Origin of the sequence: Bacillus inaquosorum KCTC 13429 (assembly GCF_000332645.1) — a bacterium.
Lineage (GTDB): Bacteria > Bacillota > Bacilli > Bacillales > Bacillaceae > Bacillus > Bacillus inaquosorum.
This window is the reverse complement of the sequence record NZ_AMXN01000006.1, coordinates 75,755-90,894: the sequence shown is the minus strand read 5'-3', so window position 1 is coordinate 90,894 and position 15,140 is coordinate 75,755. Positions and strand designations below refer to the sequence as shown.

Annotated in this window: 14 protein-coding genes; 2 read left to right on the top strand and 12 right to left on the bottom strand. The window is 46.3% G+C overall.

All coding sequences use genetic code 11. From position 1 onward, the window contains the following. Nucleotides 1–126: 126 nt before the first annotated feature. From BSI_RS05825 to lrpC, 7 genes are all read right to left on the bottom strand, one after another. Nucleotides 127–2,238, bottom strand: coding sequence for a cellulose biosynthesis cyclic di-GMP-binding regulatory protein BcsB (locus BSI_RS05825; protein WP_003240290.1), 2,112 nt, complete (start codon nt 2,236–2,238; stop codon nt 127–129). A 5-nt stretch (nt 2,239–2,243) separates the two neighbouring features. Then, the gene (locus tag BSI_RS05830; RefSeq protein ID WP_003240289.1) at nt 2,244–3,506 is read right to left on the bottom strand and encodes a glycosyltransferase family 2 protein; all 1,263 of its coding nucleotides are present in this window, start codon (nt 3,504–3,506) and stop codon (nt 2,244–2,246) included. Further along, nucleotides 3,499–5,208, bottom strand: coding sequence for a DUF2334 domain-containing protein (locus tag BSI_RS05835; RefSeq protein ID WP_080030885.1), 1,710 nt, complete (start codon nt 5,206–5,208; stop codon nt 3,499–3,501). Before BSI_RS05835 ends, BSI_RS05830 begins: the two co-directional genes overlap by 8 nt. 10 nt (nt 5,209–5,218) lie before the next feature. Further along, complete coding sequence (epsK, locus tag BSI_RS05840; RefSeq protein WP_003240286.1) at nt 5,219–6,070, bottom strand: cyclic-di-GMP receptor EpsK; 852 nt, start codon at nt 6,068–6,070, stop codon at nt 5,219–5,221. Next, nucleotides 6,051–7,139 (bottom strand): glycosyl hydrolase family 8, encoded by a 1,089-nt coding sequence (locus tag BSI_RS05845; protein ID WP_003240284.1) that lies wholly within the window; start codon nt 7,137–7,139, stop codon nt 6,051–6,053. Before BSI_RS05845 ends, epsK begins: the two co-directional genes overlap by 20 nt. 201 nt (nt 7,140–7,340) lie before the next feature. Beyond that, a complete protein-coding gene (locus BSI_RS05850) occupies nt 7,341–9,527 on the bottom strand; it encodes a DNA topoisomerase III (protein WP_003240282.1) in 2,187 nt (728 codons plus the stop codon). A gap of 64 nt (nt 9,528–9,591) precedes the next feature. Then, nucleotides 9,592–10,026 carry a transcriptional regulator LrpC gene (gene lrpC / locus BSI_RS05855; protein WP_003240281.1) on the bottom strand — a complete coding sequence of 145 codons (435 nt, stop codon included), beginning with the start codon at nt 10,024–10,026 and terminating at the stop codon, nt 9,592–9,594. A 184-nt stretch (nt 10,027–10,210) separates the two neighbouring features. Here lrpC and BSI_RS05860 point away from each other — a divergent pair, with 184 nt between their 5' ends. After that, nucleotides 10,211–10,501, top strand: coding sequence for a DUF3817 domain-containing protein (locus BSI_RS05860; protein WP_003240278.1), 291 nt, complete (start codon nt 10,211–10,213; stop codon nt 10,499–10,501). Between the two features lie 44 nt (nt 10,502–10,545). Here the strand turns inward: BSI_RS05860 and amj are convergent, their stop codons facing one another. The 5 genes from amj to BSI_RS05885 form a co-directional block, all read right to left on the bottom strand. Then, a complete protein-coding gene (gene amj, locus BSI_RS05865) occupies nt 10,546–11,355 on the bottom strand; it encodes a lipid II flippase Amj (protein WP_003240277.1) in 810 nt (269 codons plus the stop codon). Nucleotides 11,356–11,859: 504 nt separating this feature from the next. Further along, the gene (locus tag BSI_RS05870; RefSeq protein WP_003240275.1) at nt 11,860–12,282 is read right to left on the bottom strand and encodes a pyridoxamine 5'-phosphate oxidase family protein; all 423 of its coding nucleotides are present in this window, start codon (nt 12,280–12,282) and stop codon (nt 11,860–11,862) included. A gap of 85 nt (nt 12,283–12,367) precedes the next feature. Then, entirely contained in the window at nt 12,368–12,913 is a 546-nt protein-coding gene (locus tag BSI_RS05875; protein ID WP_003240274.1) for a GNAT family N-acetyltransferase, read from the bottom strand. An 87-nt stretch (nt 12,914–13,000) separates the two neighbouring features. After that, nucleotides 13,001–13,504 (bottom strand): D-lyxose ketol-isomerase, encoded by a 504-nt coding sequence (gene lyxE, locus BSI_RS05880; protein WP_003240272.1) that lies wholly within the window; start codon nt 13,502–13,504, stop codon nt 13,001–13,003. Nucleotides 13,505–13,519: 15 nt separating this feature from the next. After that, the gene (locus BSI_RS05885; protein WP_003240270.1) at nt 13,520–14,380 is read right to left on the bottom strand and encodes an SDR family oxidoreductase; all 861 of its coding nucleotides are present in this window, start codon (nt 14,378–14,380) and stop codon (nt 13,520–13,522) included. Nucleotides 14,381–14,530: 150 nt separating this feature from the next. Between BSI_RS05885 and BSI_RS05890 the strand changes: the two genes are divergently transcribed. Beyond that, nucleotides 14,531–15,127, top strand: coding sequence for a class I SAM-dependent methyltransferase (locus BSI_RS05890; RefSeq protein ID WP_003240269.1), 597 nt, complete (start codon nt 14,531–14,533; stop codon nt 15,125–15,127). Nucleotides 15,128–15,140: the final 13 nt, after the last annotated feature.

Below are 15,140 nucleotides of genomic sequence, written 5' to 3'. Positions count from 1 at the left end.
ATCATACTCCCGTTCACGCGCGTTGTAAAGGGGCTTTCGGCTGGACGAGAAAAAATAAAATGACAGGTTCCACAAATGGAATTTACATACCAAAAATAAAAAAACAGAGGCTAAATTGCCTCTGTTTTATTCTGTATCAGTCTTTCTTTTTCTGCGTCTTACGGCAATCCAAATGAACACTGCCGCAATCACCATAATGAGTGCCAGCACACCAATATACAGCCATTTCTGGCTATGATCCTGCGATGGCTGTTCTGCGCTGGAACGGTTTGTTTCCGTTTTAAGCTGCTGATGGTTTGTAAACACCTGATGGCTGTTTGTTTCATTAACGACGGTTGCCGAGTCATCGGTGCTGTTCAGATAACTGATGATCTCTTTTGTGACGGCCTTGCCATTTCCTTTTGACGGTGCAAAGATAGCCATCGTGTAGCCTGAATCCCAAAGAGAGGCTTGGGTAAATGCCACTTGTTTTGTAGTCTCATTCAGCATCTCAAAACCTGATACATCAAACGAACCGTTTTTTGCTTGCGGCACAAGCAGATCTGATGATCTCTCCTTCAGAAGAGAAAATTGATTGATGCCCCCTAAGAAAATGAGGTTCCGTCCTTTGGCATCATTTGCTGTTACGTCAGATGATTTTTTTATCGTATATGAATGCTGCGCTTCGCTGCCAAAGGACTCCGTTACAAGAGAAAGCTCCTCAAGCTTTGATTGGCTTACCGTGTCAGGAAGCACGATTAGCGTTGTCTGTTCCTGATTTCCGGCGTAAGGAAGCGGCCACTCTTGAAAATCCGCTGACGGAGACATGCCTTTGATGGCGTATGACAATGTACTGCTTTTATCGATAAAGACCCACTTTTCTTCATCAGTGGTGTTGCAAGGATTGTTTTCCTTTAGCCCAGTTGTGACAAACTGAATATCAATGTAGCGGTTTTTCTGCAGCAGCTTAGGGTCCACTTTTACCGTGACATGATAGAACCCGTTTTTATCTTCTTTTCCTAATTCATCAAGCCCGACCGAGTGCGGCTGGCCGTTGATCATGACTTTCAGTTCTGCTGCCTGAGAAGCCGATCCGTTTTCGGCCGTTGAGGCTTGAATCGTTTCGGACTTTTTCAGCTTAAGCGACAGCTTTGCTGATTGATTTTGATCTAAAACCGCTGATGCAGGATAAAAGTAATGGGCTGAAGATGTTTTGTCAGCTCCAATTGTGATATCATCCGCTCCAAAATTCTCGAGGGTCAGCTTATTGCTTTCCTTTTTTTCAGCCTGCTGAAGCTTGCTGATCGAAAGTGTATCGCCGCTGAGCTGGCCTGTGTAAGTCTGATCCGTGATGACGCTGATTTTTTCAGTGAGCACGTCAGCGGATGCCGCTTGTGCGAATAGAACCGGCTGCTGCTTGCCCTCTGCTTTCAGCACCCGCTCCGCAAGCAGGAGTTTTTCTCCTTTTGCCTGTAAGCCGGCTTGTTTCATCAGCTTTTTCACCTTGCCGTTCCAATGCTTGTCCACTCCGATGAAAATCGTCGGCTTGTCGATTTTCTTCAGTTCAGATTCCGTGACATACGAAATGCTGATACTGCTGTCCACCGTTTTCAAATAGCCTTCTGTTTTCACTGCAGCTTCAATTTCCGCCGAACTTGGGTCATCCGGAATGACGATGGCGGTTTTCTCCGCTGTATTTCCCGATTGGGCGAAAGGATACGGATAATGGTCCAGCGACGTTCCCTTCGCTTCACTGCTGTCCGCCAGCGTCAGGCGGCTGTCAGGATAAATTTTGATCCAGTTGCCGGACGTATCCTGTCTGACGCAGACGCCCTCTTTCATCACGCCGTAAAATTTCAGCGATACGTTGTGATAGCCTTGGGCAGACTGGCTTTTATTCAGGTTCAGCTTCACTGTTTTCCGTTTGGAATCACCATCAAGCTTTAACGTTTTGACCGGTTCATCGTCAATGACAGCCGTTAACGATGATGGAGAAATTAAAAGATTTGATGCCTCGTATTCAATCACCAATTGCTGGCTGCCGGAAGAGGCGCCTGCCGGGATCTGATACGTCAGCTCAGCGCTGTCTTTTGATCCGTACAGTGTAATCAGGTCGCTTGTCAGCACCTGCTGTTTGACTTGTTCTTGGCTGCTTTTTCCGAGGAACGAACCGCTGACCTCCACCTCCTTGGCAAAAGCCGCTTGTCCAGTCATCGCCAGCAGCATGAGGCTAGTGAGAAAAATCATTATTTGTTTCAAAAAGGTCACCCGCTTTTATGTTGATTGTATCGTTCTGTTTTGTACCATTTGACCTCCTGCTTGAATAAACGGTGCTTGATTTCTACGAATAAAGAATAGATGACCAGCACAATCCATGCCTGCGAGTATGTAAAGTACATGAGAAAAACGATAAAAAAGTTTTGCCTGTTCATTTCTGTTTTTTCAATGCTTAGCGTAATCATGACCTCTGTCATAAATAAGAAAAATGCCAAGATCCAGAGAATCATTGCCAAGAACCCGACCGACAAATGCAAATCATAAAACAGATTGACAACAAATATCGTATTTGACATGATCACGCCAAAGAAAAACAAGAAGTACGTAAAGAAAAAATAAAACAAGTCAAAGATAATCCGTTTTCGTTTCAGCTTGAAAAACTGCGCCAAAAATTTCAGCACGACATATTGATTGCCACGCGCCCATCTGGTGCGCTGGCGCCACCAGACCTTCCACGTTTCCGGCTCCTGCTCCCAAGTGATGGCGGCAGGGAAAAAGCGGATGTGATAGCCGAGATTATACACCCGGATCGTCAGCTCGGTATCCTCAGCGAGCGCTTTGTCATCCCAGCCTCCGAGCTTTTCGATAATGCTTCTGCGGATCGCGAAGTTGGTGCCTGGGATGGTGGCGATTTTGAACCATTTCCATCTGCCTCCCTGGGCCATCCACTGAAAACAGATCGTTTCGATATTAATAAACTTCGTCAAGAGCGTTTTTGCCGCATTGATGACGCGGAATTTCCCTACCACGGCGCCTGCCTTTTCGTCATTCATCAGGCCGAGCACAAGGTAATACACGGCCATTTTCTCAGGCGTGTTGTCGGCGTCATATACACAGATCACATCGCCGTTCGATTCGGCAAAACCAGAGTTAAGTGCAGAGGATTTGCCTTTTCCTGCGTTTGGCGGCTTCGTAATCACCATTTTGATGAAATCGTATTTCTCGGAAAATTCATTGACGATATCACCCGTCCGGTCTGATGAATTGTCATTAACGACGATAATCTCCAGCCGGTCCTTCGGATAATAAAGGTTGACCATCGCCTTCAGCGTCTGCCGAATCACAACCTCCTCGTTATGCGCCGGGATGAGAACACTGACCTTTGGCAGCTCCTTCATGTTTTCTCTCCACTTCGGGATGTTCCGTTCGAAGGTCATATAGTGGCGGAACCCGCCCTGCATGAGAAACATGTGGTAGAGAAGCATGACCCATATTAAACTTAGCGAGATAAAGAACAGCGTATTACCCAAGGCTTCTTCTCTCCTTAAAAATTCGTTTTTTCAATGTGGCTCTCAAATAAAACGTATAACTGACAAACATGACGACAAATAAGAGCACAACCGCGGAGAGAATCCATAACGCCTTTTCCAGAGGGGTTTGCTGATGATGATCGAAAAACTCGTCAATGGCGCTTACGCCGTTTTTCACCTGAATCGTTCCGTCACCGCTTGTATGAATTTCCACTTTGTCTGTTTTGACGGTTTGTTTCGTTTTCTTTAAATCAAGCCATTCACTGTCCGGAATGCGTTCCATCTCATCAACCAACTCCGGCAGATATTTCATCCCGAGATACGGATGATAAAACCCTCCGGCTACTCCGCCTTCAAAATCAATCATCTGGGAGATGTGCTCTTCCATATCGCCGAGCGGGTTTTGCTTTGATGTATCGACAAACCCGATCGTTTCCGGATACAGCGTCATGCCGTGCAGCATCGAAGGAGCGGTCACATACGGAGATGCACCTGATGTTTTCCACGTTGTGCCGCTGAGCTGGACCTGGCCAAAAATGCTTGTAAAATACTGCGAAGCGATTTGATAGCCATATTCGGACATCGTGTAATGCGGCGCTTCAAACGCCAGCGGGTAGAGACCCGATGATGTCAAATCCTCAATGGCGCGCGTCAGTTTTTGCTTTGTATACGTTTCTTCCTTTTCCCGAAATGGTTTCAGATAGCTGTTATAGGCTTGTTCGTTCGGAAAATCCTGTTCTTTTTCCAAAATGGATGGGGGGTCTTCGGCATTTTCGGATGTAATCGGCTGATCGGCCTTTGCATCCCAAAATTCAAAGCCCTCTCCTGTTTCACTGTAGCGATAGGCGTGTGTATAGCCGTGAACAATGATACTGCCTCCCATGCTTTGCAGCTTTTTCAGCACCTTGACCATCTTCGGTTTATCAGACAAATACACTTTGTCGCCTGTTTCCGGATTCAAGTAAACCGGTATCACTGCCAGGATAAAAGGAACATGCCTTTTATGCAGATATGTACCGGCTTGAAGCAGCAATGTTTCATCAGACATCGGGCTGATATCCTCAAGACGCAAATACAATAGCGTCGTCCCCGCCTTCTCTCCGAAAGCTTCTCTGAGCTGTTTCGCCACGATCAAATTGTCGTTTAACAAATTCGTTAATCCAATGTACACATTCGCTTTTTTTGTTTTCCATATAAAAGAATGCGTTTTGCCGTCATCGGCTTTAAAGGTATAAAGCGCCTTTCCTTTCAGGCCTGATACGCTCAGCACGTTAAGCCCGCTCTCCAGAGACACATCGGTCTTTTCCGACCTGCTGTGGACCTGAAACACATTTTCTTTCCGGGCTAATGAAAGCCCGGAAAACTGGCTGATTTGGCCTGCGTTATAGCCGATGGCGACAACTGGTTTCTTTACGCTGCTGATAAGAGACACCAGTTTTTTGCTGAGCTTTCTTTTTGTTTGGCCGTAATAAATCACATGGTCTTTGCCTTTGAAATCAGAGGCTTCAACATCCAAATCATTTTTGGCTGTCACATGTGATGTAAAGTGGCCCGCAAGCAAATCAAGCATTTTGACTTGAGAAGACTCCTTGCCGTCCAAGGTTGAATAAATGATGAGAATGCCGGCATCCCGCTCTTTTGCTTGTGCCGAAACGGGAAAAGCCGCAATGGCTGAAAGCAGAAGCATTGTGACGCAGAGCAGCGTGATTCCTTTATAATTCATTCATCATCATCTCGTTTTCCAGTTCTTCTAAAAATTGATCAGCTGTTTTGATATCTTTGCGGTAAGGCAAATAACAGACGTGGAACGTGAGCGACACATACTTGCCATTTTGCAGCTGATACGTGTCCAATTGTTTTTTCAGCTTTGTCAGGACGGCCGGCATATGTTCAGCGGGCGTGTGCGTCAAAACGATTCCGATACGCTCGTCAGAAGGGCGGAATTTCTTATCCGTTTCCCTGACGCTTGACCTGATTTGCTGACTGACATATTGGAAGAGGCGGTCGGTTTCTTTTTCACCGTACAAAGACTTAAACTCTTTGAAATAATGCATATGCAGCAGCAAAAACACGAAAGAATTGCCGTAGCGCTCCGCCCGCTTGATTTCTTCTGAAAGTTCCAGCTTCATCCTCTGCTTGTTATCAAAGCCGGTCACTCTGTCCACAGCGACAAAGCTTTTGATTTCGGATTGAAGCCGTGTAACTGAACGCCGAAGCTCTGCTGCAATATCGTGGATTCTTCCAGCTATAAAAGAAAACAGCAAAAGCGCGATTCCCCACATGACAAGCATTCGCAGCCCTTCTTCAGCCGGAAATAGCGCAGCCTGTCCAGTCTGGAAAAACATCATTAAAGTGCCGAGGGCAAAGAGTACGATTAAGGTCACTGCGAGCGCGTAAATTGGGCCGAACCATATGCCTGCGGCGATGACGACAAACGTGATGCAAAGGATCAGAGCACCTTCCGATTGCTGGGCTGACACATAATAAATAAACAGAGACAGGGCTGCAATCAGCCCTGAAAAATAAGCAAATAATTTTTGTGATTCATTGAATGATATTTTCATTAAAAAGCTTCCTTTCGGCTAACAGCGGCAGCAGATTGTCAAAAGAATGCGTCTGAGTGCCGCTCATATAGCCTCCATAATACGATTTCACCGGATCAAGAATTTCAAAGTCATTCATCCTGTCATATATGGCTTTGATGACAGAGCTATTTTCATGCTGTTCAGTTAAAAATAATACGGCTAATGCGTATACGGATGGCGACTCATATTGGACGGCAGGTTCCTTCGTATCCGCCGAATATCGTCCGTACAGCTTTCCGTTTGTCTGAAATTCCTGCTTGATCCAGTCCGCTAAAACAGCGGCTTTTTTATCCCCTTCCGGCAAATGCCAAGCAGCGTACAGCTGATCAATGAGGTTGATTTCACCATCATATGTGTATTCCTTCGTGTCTGAGCTGTAGGTCTTCGGCAGAAAGCCATTTTTTAAAGGAGCTGAATAGAGAACATTGGCATTCCGCTGTTCCGTTTCTTCGTCTATGATTCCATTCTTCTTTAAGACAGCTAATGCATCGGGCATGACGTATGAAATCGTCACATCCTTTGAAGCGGCCTGTGAGTCGTAAAAATCTGTAAATAATCCGTTGTTCATATTGTATGTCTTCAAAGCTGTGCCGATATTCCGGGCCGTTTGCGCGTAGTCGCTGCGGCCCCATTTTGCGGCGGCTTGGTCAAGAGACAGCAAAATTCTCATATCATCTATCAGCGCATTCGTCCCGCTCGCTTGGCCGTTTTGAATCTTCCACGTTACCAAGTGATTGCTCAGCAGAAATGAATCAGTCAGATGCTGATATTGCTCCTGAAAATGCGGGGCGTCATTTTTGCTGACCAAAAACTCCATCCACAGGCCGAGAGATTCTGATAAATACGAAGGCTGGTCTGAAAAATCGGTTTTGATCAGCCCTTGGTCATTCATTAGATTGTGATAGATGAAATACTCTGCCGGCTGAAGCGGACTGGCGTTCGTTTCTGCCGCAGACTGATATTGGGTCTTGTTTCCAGCCTCAGCACTCCCTGCGGAAAGTCCGATAGATAAGAAGAATAAGATGACAGCGATCAACACATGCCTCACAGGCAAATCCCCCTTTGTCGCCTGAAGCGAATCAGACGCTCACAAATATATGTAGACGAAAATATGACTGCCATGTTACAAATTACATTTACTATAAAAGAAAAAAATGCAGATTGCTAGCTTTTTTTCCCCTTTTTAAACATTCAAATAATGGGACCTAAGTCCAATAAAAAACCTGTGCGATATGCACAGGTTTTTCTGTTATTTATCCAAACCGAGTTTCTTCAGCTGTTCTGCCAGCGCGTTGTTAATCGGCTCATCTTTATTATTTTGTTTTTTCATATAAGAGGAAACGTCCCGTTTGGAAGCGCGCCCTTTGTCTTTGTTTTTTCGTTTTTCAAATACGGAAAGCTTTTCACGGTGCCCGCAGACACACGCGAAGGTTTGGCCTTCTCCTTGGCCGCGAAGCTCCATTCTTTTATGGCAGTTCGGGCAGCGCGCGTTTGTTTTTCGGGCAATCGTTTTTCTGCTTCCGCATTCACGGTCTTGGCACACGAGCATCGTGCCGCGTTTGCCGTTTACCTTCAGCATCATTTTGCCGCATTCCGGACATGCCGTTCCCGTGATGTTATCGTGTCTGAACGTTTGGCTGCTGTTTTTGATTTCTTTTACCGTTTGATTAGCGTAAGCCTTCATGTCTTTAATAAAGACAGCCGATTTCAGTTTTCCGGCGGCGATCGCAGACAGCTTTTGCTCCCATTCTGCCGTTAAGGCCGGTGATTTCAGATCCTCCGGAACAAGCTGCAGAAGCTGTTTTCCTTTAGATGTGATAAAAATATCTTTGTCCTTTTTCTCTATTAAAAAGCTGTTGAACAGTTTTTCAATAATGTCGGCACGCGTTGCCACCGTGCCGAGGCCGCCTGTTTCTCCAAGCGTTTTGACGAGGCCTTTTTCTTCTCCCTGCATAAAGGCGCTTGGGTTTTCCATCGCTGACAGCAGGGTTCCTTCGTTAAAGCGGGCAGGCGGCTTCGTTTGTCCGCTTGTTTCAGTCAACGTGCGGACGGCAAGAGTGTCGCCTTTTTGAAGGGCCGGGAGTGTCTGATCTCTGTCATCCTCCTGCTCATCATCCTCATCCGCCATGTCATAAACGGCTTTCCATCCTTGTGACTGCACGGTTTTGCCTTTCGCCGTAAAGGTTTCTCCGCCGATTTCTGCGATGACCTTTGTTTCCTCATATTCGAATGCAGGCATTAATACAGCAAGGAAACGTTTCGCAATCAGGTCATACAGCTTTCGTTCTTTGTCACTCAGACTGCTGAGAGCGAGCGGCTCTTCAGTCGGGATAATCGCGTGGTGATCTGACACCTTCGCGTCATTGACGTAGCCTTTATGGGATTTAATGCCGCGTTTTTTAATTTGGCTGACATATTGGGCATACGGTTTTACTTCCATACCTTCCAGACGGTCTTTTAACGTCGGGACGATATCACTGGATAAAAATCTTGAGTCCGTCCGCGGATATGTGACGAGCTTATGCTGTTCATACAGCTTCTGCAGCACAGAAAGCGTTTCTTTAGCAGAAAATCCGAAGCGCTTGTGGGCGTCACGCTGAAGCTCCGTTAAATCATAAAGGGCAGGTGCAAAGCTTTTTTTCGCTGTTTTTTTCAGCTCAGCAATGACCGCTTGCTTTCCATCGAGGTCTTTTACCAGACGGCTTGTTACGTCTTGATTGAACGTTCTCGTCTGCTTTGATTTTTTATCCTGCCACGTCAGCGTCATGTCATCGGCCGCCGCGCGGATGCCGTAGTATGGAACCGGTGTAAACGCTTGAATGTCCGCCTCGCGCTTTGCAATCATGGCAAGCGTCGGTGTCTGCACACGGCCGCATGAGAGCTGGGCATTGAATTTTGTGGTGAGTGCACGGGTCGCATTAATTCCCACAATCCAATCCGCTTCCGCTCTGGCGACGGCAGAATGATACAGGTTTTCATATTCTTTGCCGCTGCGCAGCTTTTGAAAGCCTTCCTTGATTGCTTTATCCGTCACAGATGAAATCCACAGCCGCTTGATCGGCTTGCGGACATTCGCTTTTTCAATGATCCAGCGCGCAACAAGCTCCCCTTCCCGGCCTGCATCAGTCGCGATGACAATCTGATTGACGTCTTTACGGGTAAGCTGGGATTTGACCGCATTGAACTGTTTTCCGGTTTTCTTGATCACAACAAGTTTTAATGGTTCTGGGATAATCGGCAGATCCTCGAGCCGCCATGATTGAAATTCTTTTCCGTAGCCTTCCGGATCAGCAAGTGTTACCAAATGGCCCAAAGCCCATGTAACAATATATTGATCGCCTTCGAGATAACCATTTCCTTTTTTATGGCACTTCAGCACCCGGGCCAAATCCCGGCCGACTGAAGGTTTTTCAGCTAGTACAACTGTTTTTGACATGCTTGATCACTTCTCTTTCTTTCACGCTCATCCTTTTATTATAACAGACTTGAACAAGCACTCTCTAACTGCGTCCGTTTTTCGTGTCAATTTCTGAGAAAATAACGTGAGTGACGGTTTGCGCGTATGGCGATGTTTTGTTAATGAAATCTTCTACCGCCTCGAGGCTTTCAGCATTGATTTTCAGCATATAGCAGGCTGCGCCCGCAATCCGGTAGCAAAATTCGATATTCGGCAATGTTTGAATATAGCTTTTAAACCGCTCGTAATCCGCGTTTTTGACGGTTGCTTCCACAATGCAGGAAACGGGAAGCCCCAGCTTTTTTTGATCGACCTCCAGCGTGTATTGCTTGATGATGCCGAACGATTCAAGCTGCCTCACCCGTTCTGTCACAGAAGGCGGCGACAGCTTAATTTTCCTGCCTAATTCCCTCATCGACAAACGGCTGTCCTTCTTCAGCTCCTCAATAATATTCAGATCAATCTGGTCAAGTTTCATTTCAACATCCTTCTTTTATGATTTTGTACACATTATCTCGGGTATTTTTGTAAATGACAAGTACAGTTCCCGAGAAAAAGCAAATAAAAATGAATGTTTTCCGAACATTTTCTAAAAGGTGTCATATGCGCCCTCCGGATTGTTTATAGTATAGATGAAAACGTGTCCACAAGGAGGGCGATTTATGCTGCAAACGCCGATCGGAAGACTTCGCACGATGGGTTTTATTGAAGGAATGTCACTCTTAATCCTGCTGTTCATCGCCATGCCGCTAAAATATTGGGCGGGCCTTCCGCTTGCGGTAACAATTGTCGGTTCGGTTCACGGCGGATTGTTCATTTTGTATTTGCTTGTCTTGGCGTATGCGACCCTCTCTGTCAAATGGTCGCTGAAATGGTCAGCCGCCGGCTTCATCGCCGCTTTTGTCCCATTCGGAAACTTTTTGTACGACCGCGGATTAAGGAAATATAAATAAGTAAGTGCGAAAAAGGCTGGATCTTTATGATCCAGCCTTTCTTATTAAAACCACTTTGTCAGCCACGCGATATAGTAGGCGCCCGGAATAAACATCAGCTGGGCGAGGAGTGTGCCCGCCACCCTTGATGTGACCATCGTTACAGAGGTCCATTTTAAATACGTATAGCTTCGTTTTCCTTTTGCCACATCGTCGGCAAGAACGGATACCTTAGGATCAACAAAAATGGCCAGCAGCATCGTCGCAATCCCGTTGATCAAGCCCGATGCCATGACGGCTGTCGTGCTGCGCTCCGGCGCCAAAAGGCCTGCGTACAAAGCTGAAAGCACGCCAATCGTATAAATGGATGTGATCAGCATGTTGATCACAAATAAACGCTTAGGAATCAAGCGAATGTGAAACCCTTTAACATACGAAATAGACGGCAGACGCAAATAGGAAAGGGCATTTTTGAATCCTTGTTTTGAGAGTCCCTTTTTGAACACTTGAAAAACGGAGCCGCCGCCGCTCGCCAAGTGAATAATCGCCCGTGAAAAAAGAGCGACGAAAGACGGAAGCAGGATAATGCCCAGGATGGTGCCGACTGTCGATCCGAAAATCAAGAAGCGGAACTGCTCGCCGACAATCGCCAGGGCGTTTTTTCCCGCATCATCAATTAAATGTCCGGTAAAGGGCTGCTGCACCATGTTCGACATTCTGGACACAATAACCATGACATTAAACAGGGAAAGCGCGGACGCAATAAATCCAACGCGGGCCCCGGAAAGCCTTGTGGCATAAGCTAACGTTTCTATCGAGTGAATCAGTAACAAAAAACAGAAAATAAAAAGTACTTGTGTTGTAATGACATGCACGTTATTCTTCCTCCAATTTCATCCTAGAGATAAGACTGGAAAGAAGCCAAAGAGGTTTCAGTGCGATGTGTTTTTCACAATAAAAAAACCGCCGGCGTACGCCGAGCGGTTTGTCTTATTCTTTTCTATACGCAAATAAAGATTATATCATCCGCCAAGTCGGGCGGGGTAGATTCATAAAGCATTGTTCCGAAGAATCATTCTGGAAAGTAAACACCATGGAAATTTCTTGAACACAAGACAACGAAAGCCCTACCTCTCAATCGTCACTGCGGCTCCGAAGCCGCGCCGGTGTGAATTGTAAAACAAAAAAGTCTTTTTTCCATCTCATCGTTAGGGGCGATTTGTTATGAAGGAAAAGAATAAGGGCAGCTGGTTTGCTGCTTGTGAAGCGGTAAAGCTTCTCTCTTAAAACAGAAAAAAGAAGTTTACTTTCTTTTTTATTTGCTTATTTTTCTTACTAGCTATTCATGATAACATATCGCCCCTGAAAACACAAATTTCTTATAGCTCGAGTGAGACCGGTGTTTTCTCTCCGGCATTCATCAATCTGATATCCTCTGGTTCAATTTCAAGAATCACCAGATTCGGATCATCCTTACCGTCAAACCAGCGTTCTAATTTGGAACTCCATATTTTATCCTTCAGTTCAGCCGAATTGTTGATTTTGGCTTTTCCTTCAACTTCAACATACGCGTCGCCAAAGCCCTCACAATCATAACCTAATAAAATGTGAACATTGGGGTTATTCTCAATTTCTTCGGCTTTATGAGTGTCCTTGCTCGTCGGTGTGTAAATCGTCAGCCCGTCATGGAAAAAAGTCATGTATCGGGAATGCGGCTTGCCCTTTTCAACCGTTGCGAGCGAGCCTACTTTATGGTGATCTAGAACATCAAGCACTTTTTGTTTAATGTCTTGCTGATTCATCTCGAATCACTCCTTTTTAACGTCTCCGCTGTTACTTTTCCACATCCGGGGAAGATTTAAACAAGAAAATGCGCGCGCTATGTTTTTATCCTTTCCATTCACGCTTTAGCAAGCTGTAATAGACAAGGTCATGATGCCTGCCGTTAACGAATAAGCCGTCCCGTGCCGTTCCTTCTTCTTGAAAGCCGAGCCGCTCCGGGACCGCTCGGCTTTTTTGATTCCCGGCAGCCGCGCAGAGAGCAACGCGATTCAGTCCAAGCTCTTCAAAAGCATATGTGATGAGAGTTCGGCAGGCGGCGGTGATGATGCCTTTGCCTTCAAACTCTTTGGCAATCCAATAGCCAATTTCCCCTTTTTGATTGATCTGATCTAGATGATGGAGGCCGATCATGCCGCATAGGGTGCCGTCATAAAGAAGCCCCGCTTCGATGCTGCTTAGGTCGGCATACTCCCGCCGCCAACCTGGAATGATCGTTTCTCTGTACGTTTCAGCGCTGCTTGGATTTTCCGCCCAAAACAGCCACTGGCCGAGCCGCTGCTGATTTTCGATAATGAGTTCGGCAAGCCTCTCCGCATCCTTTGGCTCCAATAATCGGATGGTGATGTGATCATTTACCTTGCAGGTGAACATTCCCTCGCCCTCTTTCCTTTTTTACCCATTATAGCGGTGATTTCATTTTATTCAATACAAAAAAGGATGGGCTGTTACGCCTCATCCTTATATTCTTGGATCTGTAAAGATATCATGTTGATCTGTGCTCGTCGAAGACATTTCCGTCACGACGGCACCTTCTTCCCCGGCCTGAAACCAATGCTTGGTGTTCGGCGGAATCGTATATTGCCCGCCCGGTTCAAGTTCAATTTCATGCCAGACCGTATAGTGTTCTCTGTCCTCCTGCGGTGGGAGAACCTTTGGAAGCTGCGTTTTTTCTCCTTCTACGTAAAGATACACTTTTCCGTAGCGGCAGCGGAATGTCTCCTGCTTGCCTTCCTGGCCGTTGACCGGCGGATGGCGGTGTTCCGGGCAAGTCTGTCCCGGAAACAGCACCAGTTCCTTTGAGCAATAACGGTCTGTATTGACGTAGATGAAGAGCTGGAGCCCGACTTTTCTTTCTTTTCCTAAGCCGTAGTCCATCAGCTGGATTTGGTCTACTTCCTCATCCGTTAATACAATACCAGCTTTTTGAAAGTAGCTGTTTACTTCCTCTTTCGTGATGCTCATGTGTCTCACTCCCTCTTACGTCGTCACAAAATCTCCGCCGTTGACATGCAGCGTCTGGCCTGTCATGTAAGATGACTCATCTGAAGCCAGCAGCACATAACAGCCGACGTGCTCAACAGGCTGACCCGGACGGCCCATTGGCGTATTTTGCCCAAATTGAGCGACTTTATCTTCAGAGAACGTAGATGGGATTAATGGTGTCCAGATTGGACCCGGTGCGACTGCGTTTACACGGATGCCGTCTTTGACAAGCGCCTGCGCCATTGTTCTTGTAAAGGCATTGATCGCGCCTTTTGTTGCTGTATAATCAATCAGCGTAGGGTTCCCGCGATACGGATTGATAGATGTCGTGTTGATGATGGCGCTGCCTGGTTTCAAGTAATCAATTGCTTTTTTAGTCAAATAAAATTGAGAATAAAAGTTTGTTTTGAATGTGCGGTGAAGCTGTTCGCTCGTAATGTCTTTGATGCTTTCCTTCGGGTGCTGTTCACCGGCATTGTTTACAAGGATGTCCAGGCCGCCTAGTTCCTTGACCGTATTTTCAACCGCTTCATTGCAGAATTCCTCTTCGCCTACGTCACCAGCGATCAGCAGGCATTTTACGCCTTCTTGTTCTACACGCTTCTTCATCTCTTCGGCGTCCCCATGCTCATCCTTATACACAATGGCGATGTCAGCGCCTTCCTTTGCGTAAGCGACGGATACCGCGCGTCCGATCCCGCTGTCGCCGCCTGTAATGAGCGCTACTTTTCCTTTTAATTTGTCCGCTCCCTTATAATTCTCATACTCATACACCGGACTTGGATTCATTTCGCTTTCAATTCCCGGCTGGCGATTTTGGGTTTGGGCCGGCAGTTCTTTTGGATAATTGGCCATGATGATTCTCCTCCTTTGTTTTCATGTCTATTTGTTGTGTACCTCACACGTTCTTTGGATAAACATGGATTGGCACCTTCGCATTGCTTTATCAGAAAAATGTTTCACATGAAACGCAGGGAGGAAATAACTTGCAAAGGGGGTTGCTGAATGATTAACATGCTTTCTAAAAAATTCAGCAAGCCAAAGGGCGTATTCGGCATGATTGCCGGGTACATCATGGCTGCTGAAAATAGAACACTGAATCAGTGGACAATAGATCAGCTGGGGATCACACGCGGGGACAGTATTTTAGAAGTGGGGTTTGGGCCGGGATACTGCATGCAGCAGGTGCTGAAGCGTGAAAAGGACGTTGATCTTCACGGGATTGATGTGTCAGAGGTGATGCTGAAGCTGGCCGCCCGCAGAGTAAAATCGAAGCCTGTGCGCCTGATACAAGGAAGCGTCGAGACATTTCCTCTCACCGACTCGTTTTATAATAAAGTGATTTCCGTTAACAACTACACCATCTGGAATGACCAGACAAAAGGCATGAAACAGATTTATCGGGCGCTAAAGCCCGGCGGCAAAGCAGCGATTACGATGCAGCCGAGGGAAGCAGACGCCAGTCCTAAGAAAACCAAATCATTTGGGAAACAGATGATTGCTGACTTCAAAGCAGCCGGCTTCGAAGACATTGAGTTGCAATTTAAAAACATTAAGCCTGAGCTTTCTGTCTGTGTTACTGCAAAAAAGCCCGCCACATAAGTGGCGGGCTTCT

Excerpts from the sequence above, each read along its gene's own strand:
- BSI_RS05890 (WP_003240269.1), top strand. The coding sequence starts at position 14,531 with ATGATTAACATGCTTTCTAAAAAATTCAGCAAGCCAAAGGGCGTATTC.
- lyxE (WP_003240272.1), bottom strand. The coding sequence starts at position 13,504 with ATGAGCATCACGAAAGAGGAAGTAAACAGCTACTTTCAAAAAGCTGGT.
- BSI_RS05870 (WP_003240275.1), bottom strand. The coding sequence starts at position 12,282 with ATGAATCAGCAAGACATTAAACAAAAAGTGCTTGATGTTCTAGATCAC.
- BSI_RS05885 (WP_003240270.1), bottom strand. The coding sequence starts at position 14,380 with ATGGCCAATTATCCAAAAGAACTGCCGGCCCAAACCCAAAATCGCCAG.
- epsK (WP_003240286.1), bottom strand. The coding sequence starts at position 6,070 with ATGAAAATATCATTCAATGAATCACAAAAATTATTTGCTTATTTTTCA.
- lrpC (WP_003240281.1), bottom strand. The coding sequence starts at position 10,026 with ATGAAACTTGACCAGATTGATCTGAATATTATTGAGGAGCTGAAGAAG.
- BSI_RS05850 (WP_003240282.1), bottom strand. The coding sequence starts at position 9,527 with ATGTCAAAAACAGTTGTACTAGCTGAAAAACCTTCAGTCGGCCGGGAT.
- BSI_RS05875 (WP_003240274.1), bottom strand. The coding sequence starts at position 12,913 with ATGTTCACCTGCAAGGTAAATGATCACATCACCATCCGATTATTGGAG.
- BSI_RS05860 (WP_003240278.1), top strand. The coding sequence starts at position 10,211 with ATGCTGCAAACGCCGATCGGAAGACTTCGCACGATGGGTTTTATTGAA.